Raw genomic sequence first — 19379 nt, forward strand, 5'->3', positions numbered from 1 at the left:
CGTTGAGTATGAGACAATGTTTGAGAACTTAACTGATCGATTGTCGCGCACACTGCGCAATATCAGCGGCCGTGGCCGGCTGACAGAAGAAAATATTAAAGAAACGCTACGTGAAGTACGCATGGCGTTATTGGAGGCTGACGTAGCTCTGCCGGTGGTTCGTGACTTTATTAACCGGGTAAAAGAGCGTGCTGTCGGGCATGAGGTGAACAAAAGCCTCACGCCGGGTCAGGAATTCGTCAAAATCGTTAAGAATGAACTTATTGCCGCCATGGGCGAGGTCAATAACGAACTGAATCTGGCAGCGCAACCGCCAGCAGTGGTGTTAATGGCTGGCCTACAAGGTGCGGGTAAAACCACCAGTGTGGCTAAACTGGGTAAGTTCCTTAAAGAAAAACAGAAGAAAAAAGTGCTGGTGGTGTCTGCCGACGTTTATCGCCCTGCGGCGATCAAACAGTTGGAAACTCTGGCTGAAGGTGTTGGCATTGATTTCTTCCCGTCTGATGTACAGGAAAAACCGATTGATATTGTCAATCGGGCTCTGCAACAGGCGAAACTTAAGTTTTATGATGTCCTGATTGTCGATACTGCCGGTCGTTTGCACGTTGATGAAGCGATGATGGACGAAATCAAACAAGTTCATGCCGCGATTAATCCGGTTGAAACCTTGTTTGTTGTTGATGCCATGACCGGTCAGGATGCCGCCAATACAGCGAAAGCATTCAATGAAGCGCTGCCACTCACCGGTGTGGTGTTAACCAAAGTTGATGGTGATGCTCGTGGTGGTGCTGCGCTGTCTATCCGCCATATTACCGGCAAGCCGATTAAATTCCTCGGTGTTGGCGAAAAGTCAGATGCACTTGAACCGTTCCATCCCGATCGCGTGGCTTCACGTATTTTGGGAATGGGCGATGTTCTGTCGCTGATTGAAGATATCGAAAGCAAAGTTGACCGCGTACAAGCGGAAAAACTGGCAACTAAGCTGAAAAAAGGCGATGGCTTTGATCTTAATGACTTTCTTGATCAGCTAAAACAAATGCGCAATATGGGCGGCATGGCCAGCATGCTAAGTAAAATGCCGGGCGCAGGTCAGTTGCCAGATAACGTGAAGTCGCAGATGGATGATAAGGTAACCGTGCGGATGGAGGCTATCATCAACTCGATGACGCTGAAAGAGCGCGCCAAGCCAGAAATCATTAAAGGCTCACGTAAGCGCCGTATCGCCACTGGTTCTGGTGTGCAAGTGCAGGATGTTAACCGCTTGCTGAAGCAGTTCGATGATATGCAGCGCATGATGAAGAAAATGAAAAATGGCGGTTTGGCCAAAATGATGCGTGGCATGAAAGGTATGATGCCACCGGGTTTCCCAGGCCGTTGATGGTCATACCCAAAGTGATTGGGGTTGCAGGTAGGCGACAAGCCAACAATCCTGCGGTTTCAAGTACGAAGGGTATATTTCACGCTGTGATGTTAACCGGTGTGAAATGAGTAAAGATTTCCCGCTGAAAACAGCGGTAAACGAAGAAAATTGTGCTTATTAAAAAACTGGCGCATAGGAATCTACGCTTTAGATTGCTTTTTGCGCCAAAATGAGTAAAATTTTCGGGCTTTTTATATTGCAACTGGACCCCGTTCCCCGATGGGGTCCAGTTGTTTTATTAACTAAAGAGGATGTTATGGTAACAATTCGTTTGGCTCGTGGCGGCGCTAAAAAGCGTCCGTTCTATCAAGTAGTAGTGACTGACAGCCGTAATGCTCGTGACGGCCGTTTCATCGAACGTGTAGGCTTCTTTAACCCGATCGCATCTGGTCAGGCTGAAGCTCTGCGTTTGGACCTGGACCGTATCGAACATTGGATTGGCCTGGGCGCAACCGTTTCTGATCGCGTATCTGTGCTGATCAAAGACGCTAAGAAAGCAGCTTAATCTGTCGCGGTGGTGGTTATTATGAGCAAGCAACTCAATCCAGTGGTTCCCGAACAGCCGATTGTTCTCGGTAAAATGGGTTCAACTTACGGCATTCGCGGTTGGCTCAGAGTATTTTCATCCACCGAGAACGCCGAAAGTATTTTTGATTACCAGCCGTGGTTTATCCAGCAGGGTGGTAAGTGGCAGCATGTCGAGTTGGAAGACTGGAAGCGCCACAGTCAGGATCTGATCATCAAGGTAAAAGGCGTTGATGATCGGGATGCCGCGAATTTACTGACTAATTGCGAAATTATCGTAGATTCCCAACAACTACCTGAACTGGAAGAGGATGATTACTACTGGAAAGACCTTATGGGCTGTCAGGTAGTAACAACCACGGGTTACGAACTGGGTAAAATCATCGATATGATGGAAACCGGTTCTAACGATGTGATGGTAGTAAAGGCAAACCTGAAAGATGCATTCGGTATGAAGGAGCGGTTGGTCCCGTTTCTTCATGGGCAGGTTATCAAGAATGTCGATCTCACTGCTCAACGTGTTGAAGTAGATTGGGATCCTGGTTTTTGACCTCCGAATTAAACGGCAAAGATGAGTGGAACAAAACAATGTGGATCGGTGTTATTAGCCTATTTCCCGAGATGTTCCGCGCAATAACCGATTACGGGGTAACTGGCCGGGCAGTAAAAAATGGCCTGCTGAGCGTGCAGTGTTGGAGTCCTCGTGATTTCACCTACGACCGGCATCGTACCGTGGATGACCGCCCATATGGCGGTGGCCCGGGAATGCTGATGATGGTGCAACCGTTAAGGGAAGCCATTCATGCAGCAAAAGCAGCGGCAGGCGAGGGAGCAAAGGTGATTTATCTGTCACCTCAAGGACGCAAACTGGACCAACAGGGTGTTTGCGAACTGGCGACCAACCAGAAGATGATTCTGGTGTGTGGTCGGTACGAAGGAGTTGATGAGCGCGTAATCAAAACTGAAATTGATGAAGAATGGTCAATTGGCGATTACGTTCTCAGCGGTGGCGAGCTGCCGGCAATGGCTCTGATAGATTCAGTATCCCGTTTTATCCCGGGCGTGCTGGGTCATCAGGCCTCAGCAGAGGAAGATTCCTTTGTTGATGGGTTGCTGGATTGCCCACACTACACTCGTCCTGAGGTGTTAGAAGGGATGGAAGTTCCGCCAGTTTTACTGTCGGGCAACCATGCCGAGATTCGTCGCTGGCGCTTAAAGCAGTCGCTGGGCCGTACCTGGCTTAGAAGACCTGAACTTCTAGAAAGCCTAGCTCTGACTGACGAGCAAATGGTGTTGCTGGCTGAGTTCCAACGGGAACACAAGCCCTGAGCAACAGAACTATGAAAGGAACGTTGTGCCGTGTGCCAACTTCCTGATATATCAGTTTACCTAGGGTAAGAGACTTATTATGAGCAATATTATCAAGCAAATCGAACAAGAGCAGATGAAGCAAGACGTGCCTGCATTCCGTCCGGGTGATTCCGTGGAAGTTAAGGTATGGGTTGTTGAAGGTTCTAAAAAGCGTCTGCAGGCATTCGAGGGCGTGGTTATCGCTATTCGTAACCGCGGTCTGCATTCTGCGTTCACCGTTCGTAAAATTTCCAACGGCGAAGGTGTTGAGCGTGTATTCCAAACTCACTCCCCAGTAATCGACAGCATTACTGTGAAACGTCGTGGTGCCGTTCGTCAAGCGAAACTGTACTATCTGCGTGAGCGTACTGGTAAGTCTGCTCGTATCAAAGAGCGTCTTAACCGCACTAACTAAGGTACAGCTCAGGCTTCATCCAAAAGTTAATAGTTATGAAGGGGTTAGCCATTGGCTGACCCCTTTTTTTATTTCTATACTCGTCATACTTCAAGCTGCATATGCGTTAGTTGCTTTCCTACAATTCGAATTATTTAGGGTATAGAAGATAAATAGAAGGGATATCAGAGGGGAATTAGCGTGGCATCACACCACGCTATGGATATTGAATAAATGATTACAGGCCGTAAACCAGAGTCACTGATGTTGTAGTATCAGTATTTTTTGGTGCGCTGGCTGGTGGCTTGGTGTTATAGGTCACAACATAGGCTAAACGCAATGCGAAGCTTTTATTGATAGCAACATTCAACGCCGTTTCTGAGTTCAATGTTGTTTCTTCGTTTGCCAGTGCTGAAACCCCTTCACTGAACACGGTGTTGTCAGTCAGTTGGTAAGTATAGTTACCACCCGCATAAGCTAAGGCTCTCGTCGAGCGGCCACCTTGATAATATTCATCGTGACGGACACCTGGACCAAATTCCACTCGCAGATTGTGCAGCGGAGTGGTCATAATCTGACGACCATAACCTGTGGTTAAAACAGAGCGGGAATCAAAACCGTTATAGCGATCATTTAACCAACCGGCCTGCCCAAATAAATAGTTTCTATCCGTCAGATTATATCGAGTACGGCCACCCAATTGATAACGTTCAGAAGAGCGTTGATCATTAGAACTGGTATTCCGCGCCGCCCCCCACAAACTATAAGCAGTATTAGGCTGGAACCAGGTCAACGTTGAGTTAGCCGTCAATGTTGAGTTGTTGGTATTGCCTGATTGTGCGGTATAACCTGCTTCAACGGTTCCATCGAAGCTCTTTTTGGCCGTGGCAGGATCGTCTAAAGCAGTAAAAACAGTTGCGTCAGCAAGAACAGCGGTACTGACGAGAGATAATGCGAGTGTGCTGATATAAAACGGCAACGCCCTGGTATGACGCAAAGAAAACATAATAGGCCCATGGTGAAAAAAGATGGTTTTTGTGATGCGGCCCGCATTGTAGCAGTTGTGATCCTACTTACTCATAAGATCTTTCAGATTGAATAATTAATTATAATAAGAGGGATTTTTTGATGAGTTCATTCTTAAAATGTCATAAATAGAAATGAATTTGTATTTGAATACTGGCGAAAAGAAAAAATGAAAAGAGCCAGAATTGCTCTGGCTCTTAGCTCAACTGTTACTCATTAACTACATAAAAGTGGTTACCAGCAGGTAGCCAGTGATGCACGAACAGACGACACCGATAAGGCCCGGAATGATAAAGCTATGATTAATAATGAATTTACCAATCTTAGTAGTGCCCGAGCGGTCAAAGCCGATACAAGCAAGGTCACTTGGGTAAGTTGGTAAAACAAAGTAGCCATAAGCTGCAGGGAAGAAAGCAATGAGCATTTTAGGTTCAACACCGAGCTGCAAACCCATGGGGGCGATTGCTGCCAATGCTGCGGCTTGGCTATTGACCAACTTGGAAACTAAGAACAACACAATGGCATAAGTCCAAGGTTGGCTTTTTACCACGTCTTCCAGTACCAGTTTTAAGTCGCCCATGTGGGCTTGGAAGAAGGTATCGCTCATCCAGGCAACACCGAATACAGAGAATATGGCGACCATACCGGCTTTGAATACGGCGCCATTAGAGATATCGCTGGGTTTAACTTTACAGCCAATAAGAATAACTGCACCAGCAATCAGCATCATCATCTGAATAACCAGGTTCATTGATAATGACTGCATTTTGCCTTTAACTTCAAAAGCAGGGCGCAGGTCTGCAAATGCACCCAGTAATACCACCAGTATGATAGCCGCGAAAAATATCCAGGTAGACCAATAAGCTTGTTTCGGGAAAACCTGATTTAACAATGTATCAGTTGAGCCATAGATAAAGTCGCGCTGCTCAGGATCTTTGATTCTTGCCTGGAAATCAGGGTCTTTATCGAGATCTTTACCGCGGCGTAGGCTCCATAAGGCGGCTACCAGTACACCGACAAGTGAAGCTGGGACAGAAACTGCCAAAATTTCTAGAATGCTATAAGCATGGCCTATACCGTGATTGGCACCAATAATTGATACCAATGACACTACCGCCACCGAGACCGGGGAAGCTGTAATCGCCATTTGCGAGGCAACAGATGCCACCGCCATTGGGCGCTCTGGACGAATACCTTTTTTAATCGCAATATCAGAAATAATCGGGAACATGGTATAAACAACATGTCCAGTGCCGCATAAAAAGGTTAATGACCAAGTAGTAAATGGTGCAAGTAGCGTAATATGCTGAGGATGTCGCCGTAATAATCTCTCAGCAAATTGCATCATTACATTTAATCCGCCAGCAGTTTGTAATACAGCAGCACAACCAATAACGGCTAATATTGTGAGCATGACATCGACTGGTGGTTTTCCGGGTTCGAGGCCAAAGATAAAGGTCAGAATAAATAAGCCAATACCACTTATTAACCCCAGCCCCATGCCCCCATAGCGTGTACCGACTAATAGACAGAGAATTATAATTATAAATTGTAGTGTTATCATGACTTTACCTTGCTTCCAATATGAATAAAATTCGGTTGTATATTGGCTTTTTTAAGCAATGAACATGGCTCATACTCGTTTTATCTATCAGAGCACAATTGGCATTGATTAAAAACTTGCGAATATCAAGGCTATATTGTTCAGTTATGTAACTAATTAAATCTGAGATCTGCCTCTATTTTTATATCAGCCCGGACTTTTCTAACTAATTAAAGTGGAATGGAACGGTATTAATAGAATATAAAATCTGGTTGTGAAAGTAATGTATTAATATTGTTTTTAAAAAACTCACCAATAGCACAATGACGCAACATATAAATATATTCCAGGCCCAAATAGCTTTTAGTTAATACCCAATTTCTCCTTTAAGGGTTTTAAGTAACGGCGACTCACGGGGATATGTTTACCACTGCGGGTGATTACTTCAGCAGAACCATTATCCATCAATTGTATCTCACCCAACTGTTCAGTATTGACCATATATTGTCGATGACAGCGGACAAAGGGTGTTTTCTCTTCCAACGTTTTGAGTGATAACTGGGTATAGCCAGATTGTACGGTTCCGATAACATGCACTCCACTGAGTTCAGAACTGAGATATTCTACTTCTTCAATTTTCAGTAAAAAAATGCGGTTGTGACCAGAGCAAGGGATATGACGCAACATCGGCTCTGCTATTTTATGTAAATTATTATTTACACCAACACCTCTTCTTAAGCGAATTAACGTTTTTTCTAACCGTTGATGGTCGAGAGGTTTTAGCAGATAGTCAAAAGCATGCTCTTCAAAAGCTCGGATGGCATATTCATCGTAAGCCGTGACAAACACGATGTGCGGCATGCTTTCTGGATTTAGCATTGAGGCTAATTCCAGGCCATTAATTCTTGGCATTTGGATGTCGAGAAATATCACATCGGGTTGCAGGCGCTGTATTGCGGGGATTGCTTCTAGTGCGTTGCTACATTCGGCGACGATCTCAATATCATGTTCTTCAGTTAATCTTTCGCGTAAATCTTCACGCGCAGGTTGTTCATCGTCGACAATGATGACTCTTAACATACAGCCTCCACAAATTTTCCGCATTTTATCATGGCCTCAGAGGGAGGTTAGGACCATCTGCAGAAACTGAGACTTACCGCAAAAGTCAGATATAAATGCGCCTGTAAAATTAGTGGTAATTATTTATTTACACATATGGATTGAAAACTTTACACGGCATGATATTGTGGTGCTCTCAAACGATAAATACGCTAAACGACATCCGCTAAACAGAGATAGGTAAAGAATATGATCATGCAAAAAGATGCGCTCAATAATGTCCATATCAGTGCCGAACAAGTATTGATAACCCCGGAAGAACTGAAGAACCAGTTTCCATTGAGCGAAAATGATCAGTATGCGATTGAAGCTGCCCGCAAAACCATTGCTGATATTATTCAGGGACATGATCCACGTTTATTAGTGGTCTGTGGCCCCTGTTCTATCCACGACGTGGATGCTGCTCTGGATTATGCGCGTCGTTTGAAAACTCTTTCTGCAGAATTGAGTGACAGCCTGTATATCGTTATGCGTGTCTATTTTGAAAAACCCCGCACGACTGTGGGTTGGAAAGGCTTAATCAATGACCCGGCAATGGATGGCTCTTTCGATGTGGAAAGAGGATTACATATTGCTCGTCAATTATTGCTGGATTTAGTGGGCATGGGCCTACCTCTGGCAACCGAAGCTCTGGACCCGAACAGCCCGCAATACTTAGGCGACTTATTTAGCTGGTCAGCTATTGGTGCGCGTACCACTGAATCACAAACTCACCGTGAAATGGCTTCCGGTTTGTCCATGCCGGTTGGGTTTAAAAACGGCACTGATGGTAGTTTGGGTACGGCAATCAATGCTATGCGCGCTGCTGCTATGCCGCACCGCTTCATGGGGATTAATCAGTCGGGCCAGGTTTGCTTATTGCAAACTCAGGGGAATCCGCACGGCCATGTGATTTTACGTGGCGGCAAAACCCCTAACTACAGCGCGCAAGATGTCGCTCAGTGTGAAAAACAGATGCAGGATGCGGGACTCGTTCCATCCTTAATGATAGATTGCAGCCATGGTAATTCGAATAAAGACTACCGTCGTCAGACTGCGGTCGCTGAATCTGTGGTTGAACAGATCAAGGCTGGCAATCGTTCTATCACTGGTGTGATGCTGGAAAGTAACATTCATGAGGGCAATCAATCATCTGAGCAACCACGCGCCGATATGCGCTACGGTGTTTCGGTGACCGATGCCTGCATTGATTGGGAAAGCACCGAAACCCTGTTACGTGGCATGCATCAGGAATTACGTTCAGCGCTGGCGGCCCGGACTGTAGAGGAAAAGTAAGTTATGGTGGCTGAACTGACCGCTTTGCGCGATCAAATTGATGAAGTGGATAAAGCACTGCTGGATTTGTTGGCAAAGCGCCTGCATTTGGTGGCTGAAGTAGGTGAAGTTAAAAGCCGTTATGGTTTGCCTATTTATGTTCCGGATCGTGAGGCGGCGATGTTAGCCTCACGCCGACAGGAAGCCGAGGCTTTAGGTGTCCCGCCTGATTTGATTGAAGATGTATTGCGTCGGGTAATGCGAGAGTCTTACACCAGCGAGAATGACAAAGGGTTTAAGACGCTGTGCCCTCAGTTGCGCCCGGTGGTTATCATCGGCGGTGACGGGCAGATGGGGCGGTTATTCAGCCGAATGCTCACTCTGTCCGGTTATCAGGTAAAAACGCTGGAACAAGAGGACTGGCCGCAGGCTGAATCTATTCTGGCAGATGCCGGGATGGTGATTGTCAGTGTGCCCATCCATATCACTGAAGAAGTGATAGCCCGATTACCAAAATTACCGCCAGATTGTATTTTGTTGGATCTCGCTTCTGTCAAAAATAAGCCATTGCAAGCTATGCTCGCCGCCCATGAAGGGCCGGTTGTCGGCTTACATCCGATGTTTGGGCCAGATGTTGGCAGTTTGGCAAAGCAAGTTGTGGTGTATTGCGATGGTCGTTCCCCACAAGCATATCAGTGGCTACTCGAACAGCTACAGGTATGGGGAGCAAGGTTACATCGTATCAGTGCGGTTGAACATGACCAGAATATGGCGTTCATTCAAGCATTGCGCCATTTTGCGACCTTTGCGTATGGATTACATTTAGCAGAGGAGAATGTGCAGCTTGAACAGCTATTAGCGCTGTCTTCGCCGATTTATCGTTTGGAATTGGCAATGGTGGGGCGGCTGTTTGCGCAAGATCCACAGCTTTATGCCGACATTATTATGTCATCAGAAGATAATTTGGCGCTGATTAAACGCTATTACAAACGTTTTGGCGAGGCGATCACTTTGTTGGAACAAAGTGACAAACAAGCCTTTGTGCAAAGTTTCCAGAAAGTTGAGCACTGGTTTGGTGATTATGCGGAGCGTTTCTTGGTGGAAAGCCGTTCATTATTGCGTCAGGCGAATGACAATCGTCAATAACTGCCATCTATAACTTATCTGTTTTCCCCAAGCCACCCCGGCAGTGTCGAGGTGGCTTTTGACTATTAAGGTCAAGAGGCTGGTTAACTTGGATTGACTGGCACCACGTTTTCACTTGGGTAGCAGCCTAATACTTTCAATGACCGAGTTATCGGTGTTAAATCTGCCAGCGCTTTTTGCATAGATTCAGAACGCAAATTGGCCTGCACATCGATATAAAACATTTCTTCCCACGGATTACCATTAATTGGCCGTGATTCAAGTTTGGTCATGACGACCCCGTGATCTCTCAGCACGAGTAGCGCCTCCACTAATGCCCCTGATTGCTGCCCGGTCGCCATAATTAACGTGGTTTTGGCCGGGATTTGCTCAGATACATCAATGGATTTACGGGCTAGAATAATAAAGCGAGTGATATTCTGCTGCTGGTTCGCCAAATTGTGTTCCAGCACCTGCAAGTTATAAAGCGCGCCACCCGCTTCACTCCCTAATGCCGCCGCTTGCGGAGAGTTCAACTGCGCTACTTTTTCCATCGCGGCAGCCGTACTCTCACAATACTCAATTTTCCAATGTGGGAAACGGTTAATGAACTGGCTGCATTGCTGGAAAGGTTGTGGATGGCTGTAAACGGTCTTAATTTGGTTCAGATCAGTTTCGGTGGCGACCAATACACAGTGGTCAATAGGATTGGTTATTTCCCCGACAATCGACAAACTGGTGTGTTGCAGTAAGTCATATACGTCATTGATGGAACCTGAGCTGGTATTCTCTATGGGTAATACGGCGTAATCCGCTTGACCTGTTTCTACCTGAGTAAAAATATCCTGGAATTTTTGGCAACCACACTCAATCAATTGTTCAAAGTGACGAGCAGCATATTGGCGCGCGGCTAAATGTGAGTAAGAGCCTTTGGGGCCAAGAAAGGCGATACGGGCAGAGTGTTGGGCGGTTTGATTAAGCTGATGCTGCAACAGTGCCTGCTGAGTCAATACTGAATCTTCAATAATCAGTTGGAACAGACGGGTGATATAAAATCCATCCAGGTCATAAGGTTTTGCGGCGGTGATAAGTGCATCCAGCAAATCACGTTCACGTTCTTTATCGCGAATCGGGCGATGATGGAGTTGTTTGGCTTTAGCCACATCCACCGCCAATTCACGCCGTTCTGCCAGCAACGCCAGCAGTTTTAAGTCTAGTGCGCTGATGCGCTCACGTAGCACCAGTAATGGATTATCGGTCATAGGGGTTGGCCTTATTATTTTTTCTAAATAAAAAAAGCCTCCCGGCTTGGGAGGCTTTGTTGTTCGTCTTCGCATTATTTATCACACGACGAAACGCCTCCCAATCAGGGGAAGGTAAAAAAGAATGCGAAGAAAAACACTTTATTGATCATCGTTGCTGGTTACCTGTTGTTGATGCTGACGGAAATAACATGTTATAGCCAAAACAAACATAACCGCCAGTCTGAATTGCTGTCAATAAAAAAACGCGCCCGAAAGCGCGTTAGATCCGAAATGAGATGGATTGTCCCGGCTATTGTTCCTGCTCGGACTCTTCTTCGACATCTACTGAATCTGCTGACTCCAAATTAGCCTCTTTAACACTGCTTGCTGCGCGGCGAGCTTCACCTTTGTGTTGAACTTTATTTAATTGGCGTTCTAGTTTGGTGATAAGTTCATTAATTGCAGCATACATATCATCATGTTTAGCACTGGCAACCAAGGGCCCCATCGGTGTACTGATAGTTGCATCGGCAACGAATCCTTGTGGATCTTTAGACAGTACAATATGTGGGTTTATTAACTGGGCCTGCCATTTATCCAGTTTGGTGAGACGGTCTTCAACATGCTTGCGAATTGCTGGGGTGATATCCATTTGCTTACTGGTAATGTTGACTGTCATATGACTTACCTCTCTGTCTGCTCCGTCTTGGATAACTTCAGCATACCTCTCTTTTTCACAAAATGTATGATCAAGATCACTTATTTTTGTCACTTTTTGCAAAGGTCATGGGAACTGTGATTTAACGTCAGGAATGGGTGTCGGGGGCTTGAATCATTGATTGTAATGCCGCATTATCGATAAGTTATATTGCCTGGATATAGTTATAAAACGCATTATTTTTGCATTTTAGATAGGATCTCAGCGCGATAACCTAACGACATGAATCTCATCGTTTTGTGGCGATAAAGCAGAATTGAAAACGGCAGCTTGAGCTGCCGTTTGTTATTTTATCGTTCCAGACCTATTTTCGTTACAAACAGTATCAGGCTGGATTCGCCGCAATTATCTTGGCAACTTTGTCTGCCTCAGCATTGAGTTGCAATTGCTTATAAGCATTTTCCATCAACGGCAACGCATCGCGAGTGGCTTGAGTATCAGGATAATCTCTTAGCATTTGTTCAACACGGTTAACTACCGCGACGTAAGCGCCTCGTTTAGTGTAATATTGCGCCACGGCCAGTTCATGCTTGGCCAGACGGTTTTTCAGGAATATTAGGCGTTTTTGCGCATCAGTTGCGTATTGGCTGTTCGGATAGCTTTGAATCAACTGGTTAAAATCGCTGAAAGCGGCTTTAGCATGTTGCGGATCGCGGTCTGAACGATCAATCCCGAAGAAGCCTTGCAATGCACTGTCATCCAGAGCCATGTCAGTCAAACCACGCATATATAAAACGTAATCGATGTTAGGATGTGTGGGATTGAGGCGCATAAAGCGATCAATTGAGGCTTGCGCCAACGGCAGATCAGCAGATTTATAATACGCATAAATCAAATCAAGCTGAACTTGTTGAGAGTAAGGCCCGAAAGGATAGCGGTTATCTAACGCTTCTAGTTGCGTAATGGCTCCCTTAAAGTTACCGTCCTGCAGTTTTTGCTGAGCGGTAGCATAGAGCTCAGAAGGCGGGTTATCGGGAACCACGTCCTTGTTACTGGAGCAACCGGTCAGCACCAGGCTCAACGTGGCGGCAGCCACCAGATATTTCATACGCGTCATGACGTTTTGATTATCCTCGAAGTGTTATTCCGGGAGACTGTCCGTTAAGCTCCCGATAAAGATCTAGATACAATAGCACATTATATTAAACGGCATCGCCGTCAAAACCCAACGTTAACGAACAAGAAGCTGCATATGGCACAACAAGTACAACTCAGCGCAACGGTGGCCGAATCACAACTCGGTCAACGGTTAGATCAGGCTTTGGCCGAATTGTTCCCTGATTATTCAAGATCTCGCATAAAAGAATGGATCTTGGAAGACCGAGTCACTGTCGACGGTAAAACAATTAACAAACCTAAAGAAAAAGTGTTGGGTGGCGAGCTCGTCGCAATTGACGCGCAAATTGAGGAAGATGCCCGCTGGGCGCCTCAAGAAATCCCACTGGATATCGTCTATGAAGATAACGATATTCTGGTTATTAATAAACCCCGCGGTTTAGTGGTGCACCCTGGGGCCGGTAATCCAGATGGCACAGTTCTGAATGCATTGCTCTATTATTATCCAGAAATCATGGATGTACCACGGGCAGGTATCGTACATCGCCTGGATAAAGATACCACCGGCTTGATGGTGGTGGCGAAAACTGTTCCGGCTCAGACTCGCTTGGTTGAAGCACTGCAAGCACGCGAAATTACCCGTGAATACGAAGCTGTGGCCATCGGCAATATGACCGCTGGCGGCAGAGTTGACGAGCCTATTTCTCGTCACTCCACCAAGCGGACACACATGGCGGTGCATCCGATGGGTAAACCGGCGACAACTCACTACCGTATTATGGAGCACTTCCGTGCCCATACTCGTCTGCGCTTACGTTTAGAGACGGGCCGTACGCACCAGATCCGCGTGCATATGTCCCATATCAACCATCCGCTGGTGGGTGATCAGCTTTATGGTGGCCGCCCGCGCCCACCACGCGGCGCATCGGACTCCTTTATTGCTATTTTGCGTGGCTTTGACCGCCAGGCGCTGCATGCAACTATGCTGCGTTTGTATCATCCTATCAGTGGCATTCAAATGGAATGGCATGCGGCATTACCAGACGATATGGTTGAGCTGATTAATGCGCTGAAAGCTGATACCGAAGAATTCAAAGATCAGATGGATTGGTAATGAACAAGCTGATACTCCCCGATTGGCCATTGCCTGCTGGCGTTAAGGCATGTAGCACGACTCGTCATGGTGGTATCAGCGAATTCCCTTATGATTCATTAAATCTTGGTACCCATGTAGGGGATATCGCGGCGAGTGTAGCTGCAAACCGCCAATATTTAGTGGAACAAGCGGGATTGCCGCAAATGCCCGTTTGGCTTGAACAGGTACACGGCACTCGTGTCCTGCATCTGGATGGCAAGGCTGTTTCTGATGTACAGGCTGATGCGGTCTACAGCCATGTTATTGGGCAAGTTTGTGCGGTAATGACAGCCGATTGCTTGCCTGTGCTGTTTTGCTCGTTGGCGGGTGATGAAGTGGCCGCAGCTCATGCGGGGTGGCGTGGCCTCTGTGCCGGTGTTCTGGAACAAACGCTCACTCAGTTCAATGCAAATCCTTCTTCTATTATTGCCTGGTTAGGCCCGGCCATTGGTCCGCAGCAGTTCGAAGTGGGCGAAGAGGTTAAACAGGCCTTTATCAATTTTGACGCGCAATCCGCTGTTGCATTCACACCTTCCGGCTCTAAATATCTCGCCGACATCTATTTATTAGCTCGATTACGGCTACAGGCTGCGGGGGTTCACGCTATTTATGGTGGAGACCATTGCACTGTGACTGAAAATCAGCAATTTTTCTCTTATCGGCGCGATGGAATTACCGGGCGTATGGCAAGTTTAGTCTGGTTGATATAACCTATTGAATTAAGACGATCCATTGGCGCATAACATTTCATTTTGAATATTTAGTGTCAAAATAACCTTGAAAATTTGAGGGATGACCTCATCTAATCTCCAGTAGCAATTTTGACCAATATTGGAGGTGTTATGCGTCTGGATCGTCTTACTAGCAAATTCCAGCTTGCCCTCGCCGATGCCCAATCTTTAGCTCTTGGGCGCGACAACCAATTTATTGAACCGTTACATTTGATGAGCGCACTGCTCAATCAGGATGGGGGGACGGTTCGCCCATTGTTGACCTCAGCGGGGGTTAATGTCGCCAATTTGCGCAGCGACATTGAGCAAGCGTTAGGTCGTCTTCCACAAGTTGAAGGGACTGGCGGTGATGTTCAACCATCAAACGAGCTGGTTCGTGTATTGAATCTCTGTGACAAATTAGCGCAAAAACGTGCAGATAAATTTATCTCGTCAGAACTGTTTGTGCTGGCGGTACTTGAAAGCAGCGGCACCTTGACTGACATGTTAAAAGCAGTCGGTGCAACAAAAGATAAAATAAATAAGGCAATTGAAGATATGCGTGGTGGTGACAAAGTTGATGACCAAGGTGCCGAAGACCAGCGCCAGGCATTGAAAAAATTCACTATCGACCTGACTGAGCGTGCGGAGCAAGGCAAGCTCGACCCGGTTATTGGCCGTGACGAAGAAATTCGCCGCACTATCCAGGTATTACAACGCCGGACCAAAAATAACCCAGTGTTAATTGGTGAGCCTGGTGTTGGTAAAACGGCCATTGTTGAAGGTCTGGCACAGCGAATCGTCAACGGCGAAGTGCCGGAAGGCTTGAAACATAAACGTGTGCTTTCATTAGATATGGGCGCACTGATTGCGGGTGCGAAGTATCGCGGTGAGTTTGAAGAGCGCTTGAAAGGCGTGTTGAATGATTTATCAAAACAAGAAGGCAGTGTGATCTTGTTCATTGATGAATTGCATACCATGGTCGGCGCAGGTAAAGGCGACGGGGCGATGGATGCGGGCAACATGCTCAAACCTGCATTAGCGCGCGGTGAATTACATTGCGTTGGTGCAACGACACTCGACGAATATCGTCAATATATAGAGAAGGATGCGGCGCTGGAGCGGCGTTTCCAGAAAGTGTATGTGGCGGAGCCGACTGTTGAAGACACTATTGCCATTCTACGCGGGCTGAAAGAGCGTTATGAACTGCATCACCATGTGCAGATAACCGACCCGGCAATTGTGGCTGCGGCAACGCTGTCGCACCGCTATATCTCGGATCGTCAGCTACCGGATAAAGCCATCGACCTTATTGACGAGGCCGGTTCCAGCATCCGTATGCAGATGGATTCAAAACCAGAATCATTGGATCGCCTGGAACGGCGAATTATCCAGTTGAAACTGGAACAGCAGGCGCTGAAGAAAGAGTCTGATGACGCCAGCAAAAAACGTCTCGAAATGCTCAACACTGAGTTAGAGCAGAAAGAACGTGAATATTCCGAGTTAGAAGAAGAGTGGAAAGCGGAAAAAGCTGCCCTCACGGGTACTCAGAATATTAAAACTGAACTGGAACAAGCCAAAATCACTTTAGAGCAGGCTCGGCGTGTGGGTGATTTGGCTCAGATGTCAGAACTTCAGTACGGTAAAATTCCTGAGCTGGAAAAACAGCTAGCGGCGGCAACGGCGCTTGAAGGGAAAACCATGAAGTTGCTGCGTAACCGGGTAACTGAAGCAGAGATTGCAGAAGTGCTGGCGCGTTGGACGGGTATTCCAGTATCTCGCATGCTGGAAAGTGAACGCGATAAGTTGCTGCGCATGGAGGATGATCTGCATAAACGCGTGATTGGACAGGATGAAGCGGTTGAAGCTGTCTCCAATGCTATCCGTCGTAGTCGTGCTGGGTTGTCAGATCCGAATCGGCCGATTGGTTCTTTCTTATTCTTAGGGCCAACAGGGGTCGGTAAAACCGAACTGTGTAAAGCGCTGGCAATGTTCTTGTTCGACAGTGACGATGCCATGGTGCGTATCGATATGTCCGAGTTTATGGAAAAACATTCTGTTTCTCGGTTGGTTGGTGCGCCTCCAGGCTATGTAGGCTATGAAGAAGGTGGGTATTTGACGGAAGCTGTACGCCGTCGTCCTTATTCTGTCATTCTGCTGGATGAAGTGGAAAAAGCGCATCCGGATGTATTCAACATACTCTTGCAGGTGTTGGATGATGGGCGCTTGACTGACGGGCAGGGCAGAACGGTCGACTTCCGTAATACAGTAGTCATCATGACCTCGAATCTCGGTTCAGATTTGATTCAGGAACGTTTCGGTGAAAGAAGTTATGCCGAAATGAAAGAAATGGTGATGGAAGTTGTTACTCATCACTTCCGCCCTGAATTTATCAACCGTATAGATGAGGTTGTTGTCTTCCATCCGTTAGGTCGCGCGCATCTGGCTTCTATTGCCAGCATCCAACTGGCGCGTCTATACAAACGTCTGGAAGAACGTGGCTATCAGGTCACCATTACTCAGCCTGCGTTGGAGTTCTTGGGTGAAACTGGTTTCGACCCTGTTTATGGTGCGCGGCCATTGAAACGCGCTATTCAACAGGAAATCGAGAATCCATTGGCGCAACAGATACTTTCCGGCAAATTAATACCGGGAGTTCCAGTAACTCTGGATGTAGAAAATGGGCATATCATTGCTAAACAGTAATGGTTAATGCTTGAGGGGGCGAGAAATCGCCCCCTTTTTGTTGTCTTTTTCGCCGTAATTGGTGTTTTTGCCGTATTAATGAGCGGTTGAAAAGTTTTTTCAAATTAGGGGTTGCAGCCTGTCAGGAACTCCCTATAATGCGCCTCCACTGACCGGGAACAACGAAACACACTTCGCCGGGTCAGGAAGAGAAAAGAATGATTTTGACTTCGAAAGAAAACAAATAAATCCTTGACTCTTCAGCGGGAAAGCGTATTATCTGCCTCCCGCGTTACCGTAAGATTCGCCGAAAGGCAAACGGGTAACGAACGCTCTTTAACAATTTATCAGACAATCTGTGTGGGCACTCGCAAGACGATATCGAAGCCTGTTTCGACAGGCAGAAGAAATATCAAAGTCTTGAAGAGTGACCAAAGCAGTACACATTTGAACTTCGGTTCGAATGCATATTTGCAGAAAGTAATCTTTGAGCATCGCTATGTTAACTCATAGCAAATCAAACAAATCTTAAATTGAAGAGTTTGATCATGGCTCAGATTGAACGCTGGCGGCAGGCCTAACACATGCAAGTCGAGCGGCAGCGGGAAGTAGTTTACTACTTTGCCGGCGAGCGGCGGACGGGTGAGTAATGTCTGGGAAACTGCCTGATGGAGGGGGATAACTACTGGAAACGGTAGCTAATACCGCATGACCTCGCAAGAGCAAAGTGGGGGACCTTCGGGCCTCACGCCATCGGATGTGCCCAGATGGGATTAGCTAGTAGGTGGGGTAATGGCTCACCTAGGCGACGATCCCTAGCTGGTCTGAGAGGATGACCAGCCACACTGGAACTGAGACACGGTCCAGACTCCTACGGGAGGCAGCAGTGGGGAATATTGCACAATGGGCGCAAGCCTGATGCAGCCATGCCGCGTGTGTGAAGAAGGCCTTCGGGTTGTAAAGCACTTTCAGCGAGGAGGAAGGCAGTCGTGTTAATAGCACGATTGATTGACGTTACTCGCAGAAGAAGCACCGGCTAACTCCGTGCCAGCAGCCGCGGTAATACGGAGGGTGCAAGCGTTAATCGGAATTACTGGGCGTAAAGCGCACGCAGGCGGTTTGTTAAGTCAGATGTGAAATCCCCGCGCTTAACGTGGGAACTGCATTTGAAACTGGCAAGCTAGAGTCTTGTAGAGGGGGGTAGAATTCCAGGTGTAGCGGTGAAATGCGTAGAGATCTGGAGGAATACCGGTGGCGAAGGCGGCCCCCTGGACAAAGACTGACGCTCAGGTGCGAAAGCGTGGGGAGCAAACAGGATTAGATACCCTGGTAGTCCACGCTGTAAACGATGTCGACTTGGAGGTTGTGCCCTTGAGGCGTGGCTTCCGGAGCTAACGCGTTAAGTCGACCGCCTGGGGAGTACGGCCGCAAGGTTAAAACTCAAATGAATTGACGGGGGCCCGCACAAGCGGTGGAGCATGTGGTTTAATTCGATGCAACGCGAAGAACCTTACCTACTCTTGACATCCACAGAACTTAGCAGAGATGCTTCGGTGCCTTCGGGAACTGTGAGACAGGTGCTGCATGGCTGTCGTCAGCTCGTGTTGTGAAATGTTGGGTTAAGTCCCGCAACGAGCGCAACCCTTATCCTTTGTTGCCAGCACGTAATGGTGGGAACTCAAGGGAGACTGCCGGTGACAAACCGGAGGAAGGTGGGGATGACGTCAAGTCATCATGGCCCTTACGAGTAGGGCTACACACGTGCTACAATGGCAGATACAAAGTGAAGCGAACTCGCGAGAGCAAGCGGACCACATAAAGTCTGTCGTAGTCCGGATTGGAGTCTGCAACTCGACTCCATGAAGTCGGAATCGCTAGTAATCGTAGATCAGAATGCTACGGTGAATACGTTCCCGGGCCTTGTACACACCGCCCGTCACACCATGGGAGTGGGTTGCAAAAGAAGTAGGTAGCTTAACCTTCGGGAGGGCGCTTACCACTTTGTGATTCATGACTGGGGTGAAGTCGTAACAAGGTAACCGTAGGGGAACCTGCGGTTGGATCACCTCCTTACC

General features: G+C 47.2%; 16 protein-coding genes, 1 rRNA gene and 1 other annotated feature. Of the genes, 11 read left to right on the forward strand and 6 right to left on the reverse strand.

The genetic code is table 11. From position 1 onward, the window contains the following. Positions 1-16: 16 nt before the first annotated feature. The 5 genes from ffh (at position 17) to rplS (ending at position 3710) form a co-directional block, all read left to right on the forward strand. Positions 17-1378, forward strand: a complete 1362-nt coding sequence (gene ffh, locus DXZ79_RS04685; RefSeq protein ID WP_038635825.1) for a signal recognition particle protein — start codon at positions 17-19, stop codon at positions 1376-1378. Between the two features lie 298 nt (positions 1379-1676). Further along, positions 1677-1925: a 30S ribosomal protein S16 gene (gene rpsP, locus DXZ79_RS04690; RefSeq protein WP_002209458.1), complete on the forward strand. Its 249-nt coding sequence runs from the start codon at positions 1677-1679 to the stop codon at positions 1923-1925. A gap of 21 nt (positions 1926-1946) precedes the next feature. Next, the gene (gene rimM / locus DXZ79_RS04695; protein ID WP_038635823.1) at positions 1947-2495 is read left to right on the forward strand and encodes a ribosome maturation factor RimM; all 549 of its coding nucleotides are present in this window, start codon (positions 1947-1949) and stop codon (positions 2493-2495) included. Positions 2496-2533: 38 nt separating this feature from the next. Continuing rightward, a complete protein-coding gene (trmD, locus tag DXZ79_RS04700; protein WP_038635821.1) occupies positions 2534-3274 on the forward strand; it encodes a tRNA (guanosine(37)-N1)-methyltransferase TrmD in 741 nt (246 codons plus the stop codon). 79 nt (positions 3275-3353) lie between these two features. Then, positions 3354-3710 carry a 50S ribosomal protein L19 gene (gene rplS, locus DXZ79_RS04705; RefSeq protein ID WP_004393427.1) on the forward strand — a complete coding sequence of 119 codons (357 nt, stop codon included), beginning with the start codon at positions 3354-3356 and terminating at the stop codon, positions 3708-3710. Positions 3711-3927: 217 nt separating this feature from the next. On the opposite strand, the gene DXZ79_RS04710 is transcribed toward rplS, so the two are convergent. The 3 genes from DXZ79_RS04710 to btsR form a co-directional block, all read right to left on the reverse strand. Then, positions 3928-4695 (reverse strand): DUF481 domain-containing protein, encoded by a 768-nt coding sequence (locus DXZ79_RS04710; protein WP_038635819.1) that lies wholly within the window; start codon positions 4693-4695, stop codon positions 3928-3930. Positions 4696-4935: 240 nt separating this feature from the next. Further along, complete coding sequence (locus tag DXZ79_RS04715; protein ID WP_038635816.1) at positions 4936-6279, reverse strand: anaerobic C4-dicarboxylate transporter; 1344 nt, start codon at positions 6277-6279, stop codon at positions 4936-4938. Between the two features lie 342 nt (positions 6280-6621). Then, entirely contained in the window at positions 6622-7338 is a 717-nt protein-coding gene (gene btsR / locus DXZ79_RS04720; RefSeq protein WP_038635813.1) for a two-component system response regulator BtsR, read from the reverse strand. Between the two features lie 234 nt (positions 7339-7572). Between btsR and DXZ79_RS04725 the strand changes: the two genes are divergently transcribed. After that, positions 7573-8652, forward strand: coding sequence for a 3-deoxy-7-phosphoheptulonate synthase (locus DXZ79_RS04725; protein ID WP_038635810.1), 1080 nt, complete (start codon positions 7573-7575; stop codon positions 8650-8652). Between the two features lie 3 nt (positions 8653-8655). Beyond that, positions 8656-9777, forward strand: a complete 1122-nt coding sequence (tyrA, locus tag DXZ79_RS04730) for a bifunctional chorismate mutase/prephenate dehydrogenase (protein WP_038635807.1) — start codon at positions 8656-8658, stop codon at positions 9775-9777. A gap of 83 nt (positions 9778-9860) precedes the next feature. Here the strand turns inward: tyrA and pheA are convergent, their stop codons facing one another. The 3 genes from pheA to bamD form a co-directional block, all read right to left on the reverse strand. Then, entirely contained in the window at positions 9861-11018 is a 1158-nt protein-coding gene (pheA, locus tag DXZ79_RS04735) for a bifunctional chorismate mutase/prephenate dehydratase (protein WP_038635804.1), read from the reverse strand. Between the two features lie 27 nt (positions 11019-11045). Further along, positions 11046-11171, reverse strand: a sequence feature (Phe leader region). A gap of 139 nt (positions 11172-11310) precedes the next feature. Beyond that, complete coding sequence (gene raiA, locus DXZ79_RS04745) at positions 11311-11679, reverse strand: ribosome-associated translation inhibitor RaiA (RefSeq protein WP_038635800.1); 369 nt, start codon at positions 11677-11679, stop codon at positions 11311-11313. 364 nt (positions 11680-12043) lie between these two features. Continuing rightward, positions 12044-12775, reverse strand: a complete 732-nt coding sequence (gene bamD, locus DXZ79_RS04750; RefSeq protein ID WP_120011133.1) for an outer membrane protein assembly factor BamD — start codon at positions 12773-12775, stop codon at positions 12044-12046. Between the two features lie 135 nt (positions 12776-12910). On the opposite strand from bamD, the gene rluD reads away from it, so the two are divergent. The 4 genes from rluD (at position 12911) to DXZ79_RS04780 (ending at position 19377) form a co-directional block, all read left to right on the forward strand. After that, complete coding sequence (rluD, locus tag DXZ79_RS04760) at positions 12911-13888, forward strand: 23S rRNA pseudouridine(1911/1915/1917) synthase RluD (protein WP_038635793.1); 978 nt, start codon at positions 12911-12913, stop codon at positions 13886-13888. Beyond that, positions 13888-14619, forward strand: coding sequence for a purine nucleoside phosphorylase YfiH (yfiH, locus tag DXZ79_RS04765; protein ID WP_038635790.1), 732 nt, complete (start codon positions 13888-13890; stop codon positions 14617-14619). Before rluD ends, yfiH begins: the two co-directional genes overlap by 1 nt. A 132-nt stretch (positions 14620-14751) precedes the next feature. After that, the gene (gene clpB / locus DXZ79_RS04770; protein ID WP_038635787.1) at positions 14752-17325 is read left to right on the forward strand and encodes an ATP-dependent chaperone ClpB; all 2574 of its coding nucleotides are present in this window, start codon (positions 14752-14754) and stop codon (positions 17323-17325) included. A 509-nt stretch (positions 17326-17834) separates the two neighbouring features. Then, positions 17835-19377 (forward strand): 16S ribosomal RNA (locus DXZ79_RS04780). The last annotated feature ends 2 nt before the right edge of the window (positions 19378-19379 follow it).

Source organism: Yersinia rochesterensis (assembly GCF_003600645.1).
GTDB classification, from domain to species: Bacteria; Pseudomonadota; Gammaproteobacteria; order Enterobacterales; family Enterobacteriaceae; genus Yersinia; species Yersinia rochesterensis.